Raw genomic sequence first — 15450 nt, 5'->3', positions numbered from 1 at the left:
ACACGGCGAAGCGCAACGCTGGGCTGATCGTGATCGCATACCTTATCCTCGCAGCAATCTTGGGCGTCATCGCGGGCGCGCTTTTGGCCTGGCTTCATGCGCGCGGACAGCGTGCCGCGCTTGTCGAGCGGTTGCGCGCGCGCGATGCCGAGCTTGCGCGGCTTGCGGAGGTTGAGGCGCAGCGCATCGCGCTTGAAAAAACGCTCGCGGGCGAGCGCGCCGCCGCCGCGGAAAAAATCGCCGCGTTCAACGACGCGCACGCGCGCCTGACCGCGGAGTTCAAGGCGCTTTCCTCCGACGCGCTGAAGAGTAACAGCGACGCGTTTGTGCAATTCGCCCAGCAAGCGCTCAAGCAATACCAGCAAAAGGCCGAGGGCGACCTCGCCGCGCGCCAGCAGGCGATCGACTCGCTCGTCAAGCCGCTCAAGGAATCGCTCGAAAAAGTGGACACCAAGATCGGCGAGCTTGAGCAAAAGCGCGCAAACGCCTACGGGCAGCTCGGCCAGCAGCTCGAATCGCTCAACACCGCGCAAACCCGCTTGCAGGCGGAAACGCTCAAGTTGTCGAATGCGTTTCGCTCCACTTCCTACGCCGGAAGCTGGGGCGAGCTCCAACTGCGCCGCGTGGTTGAGCTTGCCGACATGCTTTCGTATTGCGATTTCACCGAGCAGGAAACCGCCACCGGGGGCGACGGCGAGAAACTGCGCGCCGACCTTGTGGTGCGCTTGCCGGGCGGGCAGCGCATCGTGGTCGATGCGAAGACGCCGGTGCAGGCCTATCGCGACGCGCTTGATGCGGCGGACGAAAACGCGCGCGCGTCGAAACTCGCCGAGCATGCGCAAAAAATGCGCACACACATCGACCAGCTTGGCGCGAAGAATTACTGGCAGCAGTTCCAGCCCGCGCCCGAGTTTGTCGTTTTGTTTGTGCCGGGGGATCACTTTTTGACGGCCGCGCTGCAGACGGACAACACGCTGCTGGATCGCGCGATTTCAAAAAAAGTGCTGCTCGCCACGCCCACGACTTTGATCGCGCTTCTCAAGGCCGCCGCGTATGGATGGCGTCAGGAGGCAGTGTCGAAAAACGCCGAGGAAGTCAGCCGGCTCGGGCGCGAGTTGTATGACCGCATTGCGACGTTCGCCGACCATTTGGGCAAAGTGGGCCGCGGGCTTGATGCCGCGACCAAAAGCTACAACGCCGCCGTCGGTTCGCTCGAGGGCAGCGTGCTGCCCGGCGCGCGAAAGTTCGAGGAGCTTGGCGCGAAGGGGCAGAAGAAACTGGCCGATCCCTCGCAGGTGGAAACCGCCCCGCGGGAAATCAGCAAGCGCGAGTGAGGTTTCGGAAAATCGGTTTCGCGCGCAAAACCGGGTTATTCCAGCGTGCGCGCGAATGCCGGGAAGTCGTCGAACACGGGCACGTCGCGATAGGCGGGAATCGCAGCCCAGTCGGCGCGGGTGAGTTTGCCGGTGCAGAGCGCGGCGGGGCGGATTTTTGCGTTGAGACCGGCGTCGATGTCGGCGTCGCGGTCGCCGACCATCCAGCATTGCGCGGGGTCGAGGTTGTCGCGCGCGATCATCTCGAGGATGAAACGCGGCGAGGGTTTGCGATAACGCTGGGGCTGCTCGGGTGTTTCGGGCGCGATGCAGATTTCGGCGAAGAGCGGACGGGGGCCGAGCCCGATGAGCTGCTCCATGCGTTCGTTGCAACGAACGGCGTCCGCCTCGGTGTAATAACCGCGCCCGATGCCGGACTGGTTTGTGATAAGGTAAAGCCGGTAGCCGAGTTTGCGCGCGTGCGCGATGCTTTCGGCCACGCCGGGAAAAAGCTCCACGCCTTCCGGATCGTGGAGGTAGTGCTTGTCGATGATAAGCGTGCCGTCGCGGTCGAGAAACAGGGCCTTCATTAAAATTAAGAATTATGAATTAAAAAGTCGGAGGGGGCGCTGTCTCTTTCTATATTCTTAAATCACATTTTAATTTCCATTGAAGCGCACGGCCACGATGCGCTCCTCGGCGGGCTTATACATGACGGTGAAGTAGCGCGGGCCGCCTTTTTCGGGCATCACATAGCGGCTGTCGGTGAGAAGCGTGGCTGCCTCCGGGAGGCTTTTGTGAACCGCCTCGCCGAGAATGTAGCGGCTTTCGACGGGGCCGGTGCCAGTGTAGCGAATGTTGTATTCGGAAAGTGAATACGGGGGCAGGCCCTCGGCGATTCCGGAGATGACCATTTTGTCGGGCATGCTGAACTGGCGCGTGAGTTTTTTCTCCAGGGTGGCGATGTCGCCCTCGGTGGGGGTCCATGAGGTTTCGCGTCCGTGGGCCCCGGCGGGGATGATGTTGTAGGCGGCGCTTTTGGACGTGCCGGAGGCGCAGCCGGACGCGAGGGCAAGGGCCAGCGCGGAAAGGAGGAAAAGGAGTGCGGTTCTCATTCGGTGTGTTGGTAGTGAGGGGCGCGCGGCAAAAAAGAGCCAGCGAATTATGGCGGGGGCTATTTCCCGGCGCGCGCGAGGATTTCGGCGGGGCTGGCGACGGCGGTGCCGACCTTGCCGACGACGACGCCCGCGGCGATGTTGGCAAATTGCGCGGCGGTTTCGAGCGAGCTGCCGGCGGCGAGGGCGAGCGTGAGCGCGGCGAGCGAGGTGTCGCCCGCGCCGGACACGTCGAACACTTCGCGCGCGGCGGTGGGGATTGTTTTGCCGATCTTGCCCTTGCTCGAAAGGAGCATGCCGTCCTCGCTCATGGTGATGACGAGGTTGCGGGTGCGGTAGAGTTTGTAGAGGCGGGCGCAGACTTCGGCCGCGGGGAAGGGCGTGCCCGCCTCGGGTTCGACGCCGGCGAGCTGGAGCGCCTCCTTGCGGTTGGGCGTGATGAGGTCGAGGTCGCGGAAGGCGAGCGCGCGCTTGGGTTTCGGGTCGAGTGCGATGATCTTGCCCTCGCGGCGCGCAATCTTGGTGATGGTGGCGACGAGTTTGTCCGACAGGATGCCCTTGGCGTAATCGGAAAGGACGACGGCGTCGTGGGCGCGGACCGCGTCGCGAAAGAGCGCGGTGATTTTTCCGGTTGGAATTGCGTAGGCCGAGGGCGGGTTTTCGCGGTCGAGGCGGCAGAGTTGCTGGTGCTGCACGAGCACGCGCGTCTTGAGGATTGTGGCGCCGGCACCGGGTGTGCGGATGGTGGCGATGTCGTGGCCGGCGAGGATTTCGGTGAGTTTTTTGCCCGCCTCGTCGTCCGCAAAAAATCCGGCCACGGTGCAGCGCGCGCCGAGCGAGGCGATGTTGAGGGCGACGTTGGCCGCGCCGCCGGCGGTGTGCGTGTCGCGCGCGATGTCCACGACGGGCACGGGAGCCTCGGGGGAGATGCGCGTGGCGTCGCCCCAAATGTAGTGGTCGAGCATCACGTCGCCGATGACGAGGATTCGCAGGCCGACGATTTTTTTAAGGAGCGCGGTGGCGGTGGCAGTGGTGATCATACGAATGCGGAATGCGGATTTCGGAATGCGGAATTGCCGGACGCAAGCGTTATATGCGCGCGGATTTCCAGATTTCAGCTTTCATTCCGCATTCCAGAATCCGCATTTCGCATTTATTTAATTTCCCAGTTGTAGTGGAAGCTGGAGAGCATCTTGGGCTTGGCGTCGGTGACTTGCACGACGTCCTCGATGCGGCAGCCGCCATGGCCGGGATAATAGAGACCCGGCTCGATGGTGACGACCGAGCCCGCCTTCAAAACGTAATCGACGGTGCTCACGCGCGGGGCCTCGTGCACGGCGAGGCCGAGTCCGTGGCCGGTGCCGTGGAAAAAGCCGGTGGGGCCTTTTTCGGTGCGCTCGGTTTTGTAGCCGTGCTTGGAGAAGGTGTCGTTGACGGCCTGGTGCACGACTTGTCCGTTGACGCCCGCCTTGACGAGCTTGAGCGCGGCGAGTTGGGCTTCGCGCACGGTGGCGACGAGTTTTTTCTGGAAGTCGTTGGCGCGGCCCTTGAGGAACGTGCGCGTCATGTCGCCATGGTAGCCGGTCGCCTGCACGCGCGGGAACACGTCCACGACGATGAGCTGGTTGGCGCGAAGCACGCCGCTGCCGCCGTGGTGCGGGTCGCAGGCTTGGTTGCCGCCCGCGGCGATGGTGTCGATTGAAAGCGAGCCGGCCTCGAGGCAGGCGATTTCGATGGCGGTCCTGAGGCGCTCGGAGGTGAGCGGCTTGCGTTGCCACGTGAGTTTTCCGTTGGAGATTTTACTTTCCTTGAGCACTTTTTCGGCGGCGGCGATGCCCGCCGCGGCGCAACGGTTGCCCTCCTTGATTTTCGCGGCCTCGGCGGGCGTCTTGATTTCGCGCTCGGGGAAAATGGGGCCGTTGACGGGCTCAAGTTTGATGCCGTGCAGAATCGAGAGGCGCGCGTAGAGGCTGGCGGGGAAATCCTCGGGCACGAGGAAGGACTTTTGCCCGAACTCGGCGGCGATCACGGCAATGGTTTCGGCGGGTGAGAGGCGTCCGAACTTGCCGAAGCGCTCCATCGCCTTCTCGGCGTAGATTTCGAGGGGCAGCACGACGTCAAAGGCGGAGTCGCGCTTGACGCGGGCGTATTCGAGCGCGTTGACGATGGCGTATTTTTTGCCCGCGATCGAAAACGCGATGAACGGATCGGGCACGCTGACGCGTCCGAAATAAAGCTGGTCTGGATTGTTGGCGGAAGCCGCGTAGAGGAGTTTTGAGGTGGGAGTAGCCATTTGGATTTTGTGATTGGGAATTGAATTTTAAAGGGACACCGATTACCCACAAGTATCGTGAAAAACGCAAATATGCTTTCTGTTATTGTGAGGATCGTTGTGACAGCAGCGACCCTTTTTCTGGCAACAAGCTGCAAGGATGGCAAGACGGCAGCTGCTCCAAAGGCGATAAAATCGGCCTCGGAATATTTCACCATAAGCGTGGACGATCAGCCCGTGCGTATGCAACTCGCTGTGGAGCAACCGAATAACATGCGCGAACTCAGTCGCGGCCTGATGGGACGTCGCGATCTCGCGGAGGACCAGGGGATGATTTTTGTCTATCAATACCCGCAGCGTATGGGCTTCTACATGCGCAACACCCCGCTCCCGTTGGACATAGGATTTTTCACAAAAGACGGCGTGCTGCGCGAAGTGCGCCAGATGTTTCCATTCGACGAAACCTCGGTGACCTCAGCGCGCACGGATATCCACTACGCGCTCGAAATGAACCAAGGCTGGTTCGAGCGCCACGGCGTGAAACCGGCCCCGTCGATGACATCGGATGCCGGCGCAAAACTCGACTTGAAGGCGCTCGGGGAGGCGCTGGAAGCGCGCGGTTTTAAGCCGGAAAACTACGGTTTGCGGGACGAGGCGGCGCGGTGAGAGCGGGCTTTTGGGGCAGTGCGAACCGTCCTGGTGAGCCAAAATTGGGCGGCTCACCGGGGACGGTTCGCCCTACCTGCTTGAAAGCGCAACGCGCTCAGTTCTGACAGGTTTCACGTTGCGGGATCTCGTCTCGCGCACCTTTGGTGCCTTGGAAAAATTACTTTTCCTGCTTGAGCGTGATCGGGCCGCTCATGGTGGTGAGCTGGATGTCGATGCCGCCGCCGTTGAGCGCGCCGGTGATCGTCTTGCCGCCGACCGAGGGCATGCCGGTTACGCGAACCGTGCGCGGCATGGCGTTTCCACCGGCTTGGATCTTGCGCTTGATGAGTTCTTTTTCCTCGTCGCTGAGGCCCTTGATTCCATCGATTGCCTGAATTGCGGCGGCGATGCCTTTTTGGGCGGCGGCGAGCCCTTTGTCGGCGTAATCAAATGCCTGCGCCTTGCGCGTTTCGATAATGGTTTCGACGAGCTCGCCATCACTCGGCGCGGCGGGCGGGGCCGGTGGCGGGGGGATTTGCACCTCGCCGGTTGTCGTCGAGAAAGCGTAGCTGTCACCGGAATTGCTCGTGACAACCGTCACGCCGCTGTCGCCGTCGTGCGTGACTTGCATGCTGACCTTCCGTGCCTTGGCGTCGGCGCGCATTTCGGTGGTCGTCTTGAGCGCGCTTTCTGGAAAGTTGGTTCGGATGGCGCCACTCAGGGTGCGCATGCGGAGGTTGGCCGCGGTTTTTGGCGGCAGGGAAAGCTCGATGGCGCCGCTCATTGAAGTGAGCGAAACGGGTTTTTGCGGGGCGCGCTTGAACTCGGCGTCGATTTTTCCGCTCATCGTGTTGGCGACAACTGAGCCGCTAATATTTTCGAGGCTGATTTCGCCGCTGGTGCTGCTTACCTCGATGTCGCCGTCGATGTCGTCGATTTCGACACCCTCAACGGATTGCGTTTTGATGGAGAGGTTGGTGTTGCGCGGAACCTTGATTTTGAACTCGGCCCCGGCGGCAAACCTCGGGCTGCCCCCCGCGATGCGAAGCGTGGCGACATTGTCCTTTTCGATGAGTTCAAAAGCCTGTTCCCGGTCGAGGCGGCGGAAGCCGTCGTCGTCGGTTTTGGGCGCGCCTTTCTGGTCGAGCGAGGAGGTGACGATGATTTCGTTTCCGCTTGTGCCCTCGATGTCGATTTCAGCGACGGTCATGTTGATTTTTAACGTGCCGGGCTTGCTCCGGTCGGAGAAGGAAATGCGCGCGGTGGTGGTGTTTTTGCCGGGCTGGCTGCTGTAACTGGCTTTTTTAGCCGGGCTGGCTTCAGCGGCGGGCGGCGGCGTGGCTCCGAGCTCGCGGTAGGCGTCCTGCGCGGGAAGCAGGGCGGCGGAACAGGCGATGGCGGCGGCGAGAAGCGGCGCGCGGAGGAATGCGGTTTTGGATTTCATGGCAAATTGCAGCGGGGCTGCGGGTTTCAAGTGGTTGTTTTTGTGTCGGTGGATGTGTGCGAAAGATTGTGGGCGTGGGCCGGTTCAAGCGCCGGCGCGCGCGGCGAGTCGAGCACGGCGAGGGCGCGGCGCGCGGTTTCGCGGACGGAGGGGTCGGCGCGGTCGTCCAGCATGAGCCGGGCAAAAACGGGCGCGGCCTCGGTGTCGCGGGCGGAGGCGAGGAGTTCGATCATGGCGACTTGCACGAGCGGCGCGGTTTCGCGCGGGAGCGCGGCGATGAGGCCGGCGCGCACGAGGTCCTCGCCGGTGTGCGGCGCGAGCGCCTCGACCGCGGAAAGCCGGACGTTGACGGACGGGTCGAACGCAAGCGTGCCAACAAGGTCGGTGAGAAGCTGGCGGTCGGGCGATTTGAGCTGGAGCGTGGCGAGCACGGATTGCAGGCGTTCGCTCGTGGATTTCTGCTGGAGCAACGAATAGGTGACGAGGCGGCCCATGTTGTTCACTTGCTCGCGAAGCTCGGCCAGCTCCATGGCGGTGGAATTGGGCGCGGGCGTTTCCGGGCCGGCGCCCGGCGTTGAAGCCGGTGTGAGGAAACGCGCGCCGACGAAAAGACCGAGCGCAAGAAGCGCGAGCGACGCGCCGAATTGATACACGGGGCGTCGCGGGAAAAGGCGCGCGAAAAAGGTGTCGAGGCGCGAAACGCGGCGCGGATTGTTAAGACTGTTGTTTTTCTGGAGCGCTTTTTCGGCGGCGAGCATGGCGTCGAAACCGGCGCGCATGCGCTGCGAGGGCGCGGCGGGAGCCGGGAGCCGGTCGAGCTGCGCGGTGATGGTTTCGAGCTCGGCGAGTTGGGCGCGGCAGGCCGGGCAGGCGGCGAGGTGGGCGCGCACGGCATCGGCTGTCGCGGACGGGAGCGAGCCGTCGTGCAGGGCCTCGATGAGGCATTCGTCTTGGATGCGTTGGCAATTCATGGCGGTGTGTTGTTAAAGTGGTTGCGGGTTTTGGCGGAGCGCGAGGTAGGTTTCGCGCAGGGCTTTTAATGCGCGGTGCGCGCGGACCTTGGCGGCGCCGACGGAGCAGTCGAGGATGCGCGCGGCTTCGCGATGCCCGAGGTTTTGGAGGCGGGAAAGGACGATGATTTCACGGTGCTCGACAGGGAGCCGGTCGAGCGCGGCGCGCAGGAGCGCGAGATCGTCGGTTTGAGCGGCGCGCGCGTCGGGCGGCGACTCGGACGAGGCGTGCGCGTGCAGATCGCCGGGATCGACGGGCACGGGCGCGGTGGATTGTTTCTGGAAAAAGTCGGCGGCGCAGTTGCGCGCGAGGTGATACATCCACGCGGTGAAGTTGCCGTTGTCGCGATAGGTGTGACGGTATTTGAGGATGCGGTGAAAGACGTTTTGCACAATGTCCTCCGCGGCGGCGGGCTGGCGCGTGAGTTGTGCGCAAAACGCGTAGAGGCGGCGATGATGGCGCTCAAAGAGCTCGCCGAGCCGGTCGATGTCGCCGTCGCGCACGGCGAGCATGAGCGCATGGTCCCCGGGCGCGGTGTTTGCGGCGGCGTTGTCGGAGCCGGCGCGGGCTGGTGCTGGAATTTCTGTGTTCAGAGGCGTCGGAAGAAAAATGTTTGTGGAAACAGTGACAGTCATTTCGCGCAAAGGGAAACCGAACTCGCAAAAAAAGGTTACAGAAAATCTTTTTTACAGGGGTGGTTGCGTCTGGCGCGCGCGCGAAATAATGCTTTTATCGGAACACACAAAGTCGATGAAACTGCTCGTCTTCGCACAAACCCCGCCGCCCGTGCACGGGCAAAGTGTCATGGTGCGGACGCTTGTCGATGGATTGGGCGGCGCGGCGCGCGCGCGCGGGACGGAGATCGAGGTTGTTCACGTCAATCCGGCGTTGTCGCGTGACGCCGCGGATGTCGGGCGCGTGCGCATCGGAAAGATTTTCGCACTGTGGGCCGCCTGCTGGCGGGCGTTGCGCGCGCGCTGGCGCGGACGCGGCGCGGGTGGCATGACGCTTTATTATGTGCCCGCGCCGGGCAAGCGCCCCGCCGTCTGGCGCGACTTGATGGTGATGTTTTCGCTAAGGCCGTTTTTCACGAGGCTGGTGCTGCACTGGCATGCGGTCGGACTGGGCGCGTGGCTGGAAAAAAAAGCGCGCGCGCCCGAACGCTGGATGGCGCGACTCGCGCTCGGGCGCGCGGATATCGCGATTGTGCTCGCGCCGGAACTGGCGGACGACGCGATGGAGTTTGCGCCGCGAAGAGTGTGCGTGGTGCCGAATGGAATTGATGTTTCCGCTTCCCAAAAACAGGGCGCCGAGCCTGCGCGGGTGATCTGCCGGTTGCTGTTTCTCGGTTTGTGCAGCCGCGAGAAAGGCGTGTTTGCCGCGCTTGACGCAATGGCGGTTTTGGAGCGCGAAACGCCGGGCGCGTTCGAGCTCGTCGTCGCGGGCGCGTTTGCGAGCGAGGAGGAGGAGCGCGAGTTCAACGCACGCCTTGCCACCGACAACGCGGGCCTTCGCAAATGCGTGCGTTACGCCGGGCCGGCGGATGACGCGGAAAAGCACGCGCTCTACGATGGGGCCGATATGTTTGTTTTTCCGACGCACTACGCGCACGAGGCACAGCCGCTGGTGTTAATCGAGGCGATGGCGCACGACCTGCCTGTCGTGACAACGCACTGGCGCGCGATTCCCGGAATGCTGCCGGAGTGTCCGCACGCGCAAGTCGTCGGCGCGCATGCGTCGGCCGAAAAACTCGCGTCGGCAATTCGGGACGCGCGCGCGGCGGGTCCGGTGAATGGAATCATGCGCGCGCATTACGAAAAACATTTCACGCGCTCAAAGCATCTCGCGACGCTGGTGTCCGCGCTGCGCAAAACGGAGGAATAGAAGCCGGGGCGGAATGGCCGAAAGCCGGATGTCAAAACGCTTCCGCTTTGCTTTCCCTTGTTTTCACTATTCATCTTTCACTTCGCACCTTTCTGAATAATTGTCGCTCCTGTCATGCTCAAACAATCCCGGCAGACTCGCACCCGGTTCCACCAGATTTGCGACGGCGCGCTTTTTGCGCTTTCGCTGGTGGGCGCGTATTTGCTTCGCGACGGATTGGCGCGCGTGGACGCGCTCGGGCTTTCCCCGCTGGAGCCGTTTGTCGAACTGGTGTGGGTGCTGCCCCTTGTCGCCGTGCTCGGCCCGGTGTTTTTGGGCGCGCAGCGTTTTTATGCCGGGCAACGGCCTTCGGGTTTCGCGGCGGCGCGCGCGGCGGCGTTCACGGCGCTGGCGGTTGTCATCATTTTGTTTCTCGTGCGCGCGCAGGTGGCGCGCTCGGTGATTTTGCTCGGGTGCGCGGCGGGAGGGGCCTTTGCGTATGCGCGCTCGGTTTTCGCCGCGCGCCTCGCGTCGACGCGGCTTGCGCGCGAACAGTGGCGCGAGCGCGTGCTCTGGGTCGGCGATCCGGACGCGAACAAGCGGCGGCGCGCCTCGCTTTCGGCCCAGGAGATGTCGCATATCGCGGATGTCGGCGATTTCGACCCGCGGAGCGAGCCGCCGGCGCACCTCGCGGAATTGCTCCACAAGCACGCGGTCAACACCGCGATTTTTGACAGCGCCGGCACCGCGCAACTTGCGCCGTATGTTGACTGCTGCACGCGCGAGGGCGTGGCGGTCATTATTTGCACGGGGCTCGCGCCGTTGAGCGCCTCGCTCGATTCCGCCGCGCACCTCGATTCGCTCGGGGGCGAAATGGTTGTCCACTTTCGCGCGCACAAGGCCGGTCCGTCCGCGCTCGCGCTCAAGCGCGCGACGGATGTTTTGTTTTCCGCGGCCGCCCTCGTGTTGTTATCGCCGGTGTTCGCTCTTGCCGCGCTCACGATCAAACTCACATCGCGCGGGCCGGTGTTGTTCAGGCAGACGCGCGCGGGCCTCAACGGGCGTCCGTTTGAAATGGTGAAGTTTCGCACGATGCGCGCCGGGGCGGAAAACGAGCAGGACGCGCTCGCGGATAAAAACGAAATGCGCGGGCCGGTTTTCAAGATGGGGGACGACCCCCGTGTCACACCGGCGGGGCGTTTTTTTCGCAGGCACGCGATCGACGAACTGCCGCAGCTTTGGAATGTGCTGCGCGGCGAGATGAGCCTGGTGGGGCCGCGTCCGCTGCCGTTGTATGAAGTGCGGCGTTTTGACGACGATGCGCACAGGCGGCGGCAAAGCATGCGCCCCGGCCTGACGTGCCTCTGGCAAACCAGCGGGCGCAACGACATCGACGACTTCGCGGAGTGGGTGCGGCTCGACCTGGCCTACATCGACCACTGGTCGCCGTGGCTCGACGCGCGCATCGTGCTCGCGACGATTCCGGTTGTTATTTCCGGCAGGGGCGGGAGGTAGGGAGCGTCCCGAACGAAGGTTTTCTAATTTTTAAACCACGGGGGACGTCGGGATACACGGAGCAATTGGTGGGGGATCGCCGCGGCTCGAATTGCCATTGCAGATTTGCGGCGCGTTTTTTTAACGTGCGCGACTTTGAAGGCTTTTTATGTATCCGCAACTATTGACACTTTTGGGCATATTGACCGTGGGGCTGATTTCCCCGGGGCCGGATTTTTTTCTCATCGTTAAAAACAGCATGAGCGGTTCGCGACTGCGCGCGTTCGCCACCGGCTGGGGAATCGCGGCGGGATTGTGCGTTCAGGTGATTGTCCTGTCGCTCGGCCTGGCGATGGCCCCGCCGGTCGTGTTGCGAATCGTGCAGCTCGCGGGCGCCGCGGTGCTGATGTGGATCGGCTTGAAGACGCTGCTGGCGCGCCCCGCCGTGAACCAGCCGGCGCAAGCATCGGAAGGACTGGACGCTGACAAATACGAGCGCAAGCAGGCGACCGCCGGCTTCATGGAGGGGTTCCTGTGCAACGTCACCAACGTGAAAGTGTTCGTGTTCTTCACGAGTTTGTTTTCGCAATTCGTGGTGGCGGGTTCGCCCATGAGCTGGCGGGTTTTCATGCCGGTGGTGGTCGTGATTCACGGGCTCGTCATGTGGTCGCTGATCACTTGGGCGTTGCTGTTTCCGCCGGTGGCGCGGCAGCTCACGCGCACGCAACGCTGGCTGCCGCGCGTGTTTGGCGTGATCCTGATCGCGTTCGCCTTGTTTGTCGTGTGGGAAAGCTTGCGCGGACTACTCGCGTGATTTCCTCACGGCACGAGCACGGTCGAGCCGGTTGTGCGGCGTGACTGGAGCGCGGTGTGCGCGGCGGCGGCCTCGGCCAGCGGAAAGCGCTGGTTGATTTCGACGCGCAGAAGCCCGGCGCCAATCAACGCAAACAACTCCGCGCTCATCTCCGCGAGCCGCTCCGGCGTGTTTGCGTAATGGGCGAGCGTGGGGCGTGTCACATAGAGCGATCCCTTGCGCGAGAGGACGCCCAAGTCCACGCCGGTCACCGGCCCCGACGAGTTGCCAAAGCTGACCATCAGGCCGCGAGGCGTCACGCAATCGAGCGAGCGCTCCCAAGTGTCCCGGCCCACCGAATCATAGACGACGGGGCATTTTTCGCCGCCGGTCAGTTCGTGCACGCGCGCGACAAAATCCTCGCGACTCATGTCAACGGCCTCCCACGCGCCGTGCGCCCTGGCGAGCGCGGCCTTCCCGGCGTTGCCCGCCGTGCCGATGAGTTTCACGCCGAGCGCCTTTGCCCACTGGCACGCGATCAATCCCACACCGCCCGCGGCCGCGTGAAACAGAATCGTCTCGCCGCCGCGCAACGGATACGTCTGGCGCAACAGGTATTGCACAGTGAGCCCCTTGAGCATCACCGCCGCCGCCTGCTCGAAACTGACCGTGTCGGGGATGCGCACGGTCGCGCCTTCCGGCAACGCGTGATATTCCGCGTAGGCGCCGAGCGGACCCGACGCGTAGGCGACGCGATCGCCGGCCTTGAAGCGCGAAACCTCCGCGCCGACCGCCTCGATCACGCCCGCGCCCTCCGTGCCGAGGCCGGATGGCAGCGCGGGCACCGGATACAATCCACCGCGGTAATAAGTATCAATGTAGTTGAGGCCGATGGCGTGATTGCGCACGAGCACATCGCGCGGCCCGAGCGCGGGCGGTTTGCAATCGCAATAATGCAAAACCTCCGGCCCGCCGTATGAGTTGAATTGAATTCTTTTTGGCATGATTTGGAGAGGCCAAACCACAGTCTGTTTTAATGCGATTTGCCAGCAAAGGATGACGCCACGCCCTGCCCAAATCGCGGAAGATGCGTGACGGCGGGGCGGCCATGCTTATTTATCCACGCCAAAACCAACAGAAACCATGAGCGACGAAAACAAATCCATCCACGAATTCGATTTCAACTTGATCTGTGAATACTTTTCCAGCGTGGAGCGGCAGGGGCCCGGCAGCCCCGAGGTGACGATCAAGGCGTTGAGTTTTATAGACGGCCTCACCGAAAAATCCCGCATCGCGGACATTGGTTGCGGCACGGGCGGGCAAACGATGGTGCTCGCGCAAAACGCGCCGGGGCGCATCACAGGCGTCGATCTGTTTCCCGCATTTGTCGACCGGTTCAATGCCAACGCCGCCAGGCTGAATCTTCAGGATCGGGTGAAGGGCATCACGGGTTCGATGGACAGCCTTCCGTTTCAAGACGCGGAGCTCGATCTGATCTGGTCGGAAGGGGCGATTTACAACATCGGCTTTGAGCGCGGGTTGAGTGAGTGGGGGCGTTTTTTGAAGCCCGGCGGCTGCATCGCCGTCACGGAAGTCTCGTGGTTCACTGATGAGCGGCCTGACGAGATTCAGGCGTTTTGGCGCGACGCCTATCCCGGGATAAACACGATTCCCGCCAAGGTTGCCCAGATGCAAAAAGCCGGATACGTCCCCGTCGCCACATTTATCCTTCCGGAGAATTGCTGGACGGAGCACTTTTACGCCCCGCAAGTCGCCGCGCAGGAGGCGTTCCTGAAAAAGCACGCCGGCAACAAAGCAGCCGGGGAATTTATATCAAACCAGCGCCACGAGACCCAACTATATAATAAGTATAAAGCGTATTACGGTTATGTGTTTTATATTGGGAAAAAGACATAGCCGCGAAGATTTTTCATGCGGGCGCGCGCGACAATCCGCCGTCCGCCCCGCCATTGGCGTCGCCCAAAGGGTAAAGCTCGTTCGCAAACGCCCTTATTCTTCCGGCAGCGCGACGACCATCAGGTTGAGGGCCTTGCCGTTGGTGAGCATGCCGGACTGGATGAGCACGCGCTTGCTGTCCTTGCTCACGATCGGGTGCGTGTGGTCGGGGCGCATTTTGTGGCCGGTGGTGAGCATCGTGCGTTTGCCGGTGGCGCGGTTGATCGCGTAAACGCTGCCTTTGAAGGTGTCGCCGACCGCCCATTTGCCGTCGGGGGAGCCGTTGCTGTGCCAGAAGCCGCCGAGCTGGCCGTTGCCCATGTCCTCCTCGACCTGGCCGAGCAGTTTCATCTCTTTTGTTCGGAGATTGATCACGGCGATGCCGGTCGGGTGTTCGCGAAGGTAGGGGAGGTGGCCCATGATGTTGAATATGAGTTCGTCGGGGCCGGCCACGGTCTCGTGCGTGATCCACTCGTCGTCGGTTTCGACGTAGATGGGGCGATTGTTGGAGCCGTCGGCGTTGCAGGCCCAGATGCGCTGCACGGCGTCACCGGTGGTTTCGTGACAATAGATGATTTCGCCGGGCGTCCACGGGTTGGCCTGCAGGTGGCCGAGGCGGAAGGGGACTTTGATGACGTCGGTGATTTTGCCGGTGGCGATGTCGATCATCTTGATGCCGCAGTCGCCCTTGCCCGCCTCGGCGAAGCGCTTGCGGTTGGCTTCGCGGTCAACTTTCGGGTCGGTGTTGCTTTTGTCGATCTGGCGGGCGCCCTTGGAGTCGCGCGCGGCGGCAGCCTGGCGCTGGCGCGCCTGCAGGTCGGGTTTCGCGTAGTTGACGCCCCAGTAGAGGCGCGTCTCGTCGGCGTCGAGCGCGAGACCGCCGTCGCGCACATCGCCGGGAAGCGTGACGACAATGCGCTCGTAGGTTTCGGGAGCTTTCAGTTCGCCGGCCATGCTGTCGGCGATGAGGTCGCCGATGTTGAGCTCGATGACTTGGAGAGGCCTCGGGGCTTCCAGCGTGGTCACCGAGCCGGGCGGCAGGCGGCGCGGACCGCCGCGCGAGTAGAAGAGCTTCATTTCCTTGCGCGAAAGATTGATCGAGCCGGTGTTGGTGGCGGGATCGTCAGTGAGCTGGATGATGTCGCCGGTGATTTCGCTCACGACAAAAATCTGGCCGTTTTTGGCGCCGTCGCGCGTGGAGCGGAAGATGATCCAGTTGCCGTCGGCCGTCCAGGTGTCGTGCGTCTGATAGGGCTTGGCGTCGCTGAAGCTGGACGCGGTGAGCACGGTGAGCGTGGCTCCGGTGACGCGGTCGGTCATGGTGCGCATTTCCGACGGATAACGCTTGCCGGCGTTGGACGCGCCGAGCGCGACGGGAACGATAAATGCGCAGAGCGCGGCGATGAGAAGGGTGCGTGTTTTCATTTTTGGTTTTGGGAAAGGTGCGGATGAGGCAAAGACTGCGCAATTGGTGCGCATTGTCGCCGAATGTTTTGGTGGACTGTCAACTGGACGGACGCGCTCTTGCATTGAGGCGCGTC

Annotated in this window: 15 protein-coding genes; 6 read left to right on the top strand and 9 right to left on the bottom strand. The window is 62.8% G+C overall.

The genetic code is table 11. From position 1 onward, the window contains the following. Nucleotides 1-29: 29 nt before the first annotated feature. A complete protein-coding gene (rmuC, locus tag M2103_RS05090) occupies nucleotides 30-1334 on the top strand; it encodes a DNA recombination protein RmuC (protein WP_277509163.1) in 1305 nt (434 codons plus the stop codon). Nucleotides 1335-1369: 35 nt separating this feature from the next. Here rmuC and M2103_RS05085 read toward each other — a convergent pair whose 3' ends face one another. The 4 genes from M2103_RS05085 to M2103_RS05070 form a co-directional block, all read right to left on the bottom strand. Next, nucleotides 1370-1903 (bottom strand): HAD-IIIA family hydrolase, encoded by a 534-nt coding sequence (locus M2103_RS05085; RefSeq protein WP_277509162.1) that lies wholly within the window; start codon nucleotides 1901-1903, stop codon nucleotides 1370-1372. A gap of 69 nt (nucleotides 1904-1972) precedes the next feature. Further along, complete coding sequence (locus M2103_RS05080; protein WP_277509161.1) at nucleotides 1973-2428, bottom strand: hypothetical protein; 456 nt, start codon at nucleotides 2426-2428, stop codon at nucleotides 1973-1975. Nucleotides 2429-2487: 59 nt separating this feature from the next. Next, nucleotides 2488-3468, bottom strand: coding sequence for a PfkB family carbohydrate kinase (locus M2103_RS05075; RefSeq protein ID WP_277509158.1), 981 nt, complete (start codon nucleotides 3466-3468; stop codon nucleotides 2488-2490). A gap of 113 nt (nucleotides 3469-3581) precedes the next feature. Beyond that, nucleotides 3582-4721 (bottom strand): M24 family metallopeptidase, encoded by a 1140-nt coding sequence (locus M2103_RS05070; RefSeq protein WP_277509156.1) that lies wholly within the window; start codon nucleotides 4719-4721, stop codon nucleotides 3582-3584. A gap of 201 nt (nucleotides 4722-4922) precedes the next feature. Here M2103_RS05070 and M2103_RS05065 point away from each other — a divergent pair, with 201 nt between their 5' ends. Next, nucleotides 4923-5366 (top strand): DUF192 domain-containing protein, encoded by a 444-nt coding sequence (locus M2103_RS05065; protein ID WP_277509155.1) that lies wholly within the window; start codon nucleotides 4923-4925, stop codon nucleotides 5364-5366. 160 nt (nucleotides 5367-5526) lie between these two features. On the opposite strand, the gene M2103_RS05060 is transcribed toward M2103_RS05065, so the two are convergent. The 3 genes from M2103_RS05060 to M2103_RS05050 are packed head-to-tail and all read right to left on the bottom strand — an operon-like array spanning nucleotide 5527 to nucleotide 8438. Then, nucleotides 5527-6792, bottom strand: coding sequence for a DUF4097 family beta strand repeat-containing protein (locus M2103_RS05060; protein ID WP_277509153.1), 1266 nt, complete (start codon nucleotides 6790-6792; stop codon nucleotides 5527-5529). A gap of 26 nt (nucleotides 6793-6818) precedes the next feature. Continuing rightward, nucleotides 6819-7763: a zf-HC2 domain-containing protein gene (locus M2103_RS05055; RefSeq protein WP_277509152.1), complete on the bottom strand. Its 945-nt coding sequence runs from the start codon at nucleotides 7761-7763 to the stop codon at nucleotides 6819-6821. A gap of 12 nt (nucleotides 7764-7775) precedes the next feature. Further along, on the bottom strand, nucleotides 7776-8438 hold the full coding sequence (locus M2103_RS05050; protein ID WP_277509151.1) for an RNA polymerase sigma factor: 663 nt from the start codon (nucleotides 8436-8438) through the stop codon (nucleotides 7776-7778). A 115-nt stretch (nucleotides 8439-8553) separates the two neighbouring features. Between M2103_RS05050 and M2103_RS05045 the strand changes: the two genes are divergently transcribed. From M2103_RS05045 to M2103_RS05035, 3 genes are all read left to right on the top strand, one after another. After that, nucleotides 8554-9687 (top strand): glycosyltransferase family 4 protein, encoded by a 1134-nt coding sequence (locus M2103_RS05045; protein WP_277509150.1) that lies wholly within the window; start codon nucleotides 8554-8556, stop codon nucleotides 9685-9687. A 114-nt stretch (nucleotides 9688-9801) separates the two neighbouring features. Then, nucleotides 9802-11181, top strand: a complete 1380-nt coding sequence (locus M2103_RS05040; protein ID WP_277509148.1) for a sugar transferase — start codon at nucleotides 9802-9804, stop codon at nucleotides 11179-11181. A 148-nt stretch (nucleotides 11182-11329) separates the two neighbouring features. Beyond that, nucleotides 11330-11974 (top strand): LysE family translocator, encoded by a 645-nt coding sequence (locus tag M2103_RS05035; protein ID WP_277509147.1) that lies wholly within the window; start codon nucleotides 11330-11332, stop codon nucleotides 11972-11974. Between the two features lie 5 nt (nucleotides 11975-11979). On the opposite strand, the gene M2103_RS05030 is transcribed toward M2103_RS05035, so the two are convergent. Beyond that, entirely contained in the window at nucleotides 11980-12957 is a 978-nt protein-coding gene (locus M2103_RS05030) for an NADPH:quinone reductase (RefSeq protein ID WP_277509146.1), read from the bottom strand. A 139-nt stretch (nucleotides 12958-13096) separates the two neighbouring features. Here M2103_RS05030 and M2103_RS05025 point away from each other — a divergent pair, with 139 nt between their 5' ends. Beyond that, on the top strand, nucleotides 13097-13870 hold the full coding sequence (locus tag M2103_RS05025) for a class I SAM-dependent methyltransferase (RefSeq protein WP_277509145.1): 774 nt from the start codon (nucleotides 13097-13099) through the stop codon (nucleotides 13868-13870). A 93-nt stretch (nucleotides 13871-13963) separates the two neighbouring features. On the opposite strand, the gene M2103_RS05020 is transcribed toward M2103_RS05025, so the two are convergent. Further along, nucleotides 13964-15334 (bottom strand): oligogalacturonate lyase family protein, encoded by a 1371-nt coding sequence (locus tag M2103_RS05020; protein WP_277509143.1) that lies wholly within the window; start codon nucleotides 15332-15334, stop codon nucleotides 13964-13966. Nucleotides 15335-15450 lie beyond the last annotated feature (116 nt).

It is taken from the genome of Ereboglobus sp. PH5-5 (assembly GCF_029504805.1).
In the GTDB taxonomy this organism is placed as follows: Bacteria; Verrucomicrobiota; Verrucomicrobiia; order Opitutales; family Opitutaceae; genus Ereboglobus.
This window is presented reverse-complemented; position numbering and strand designations above follow the sequence as displayed.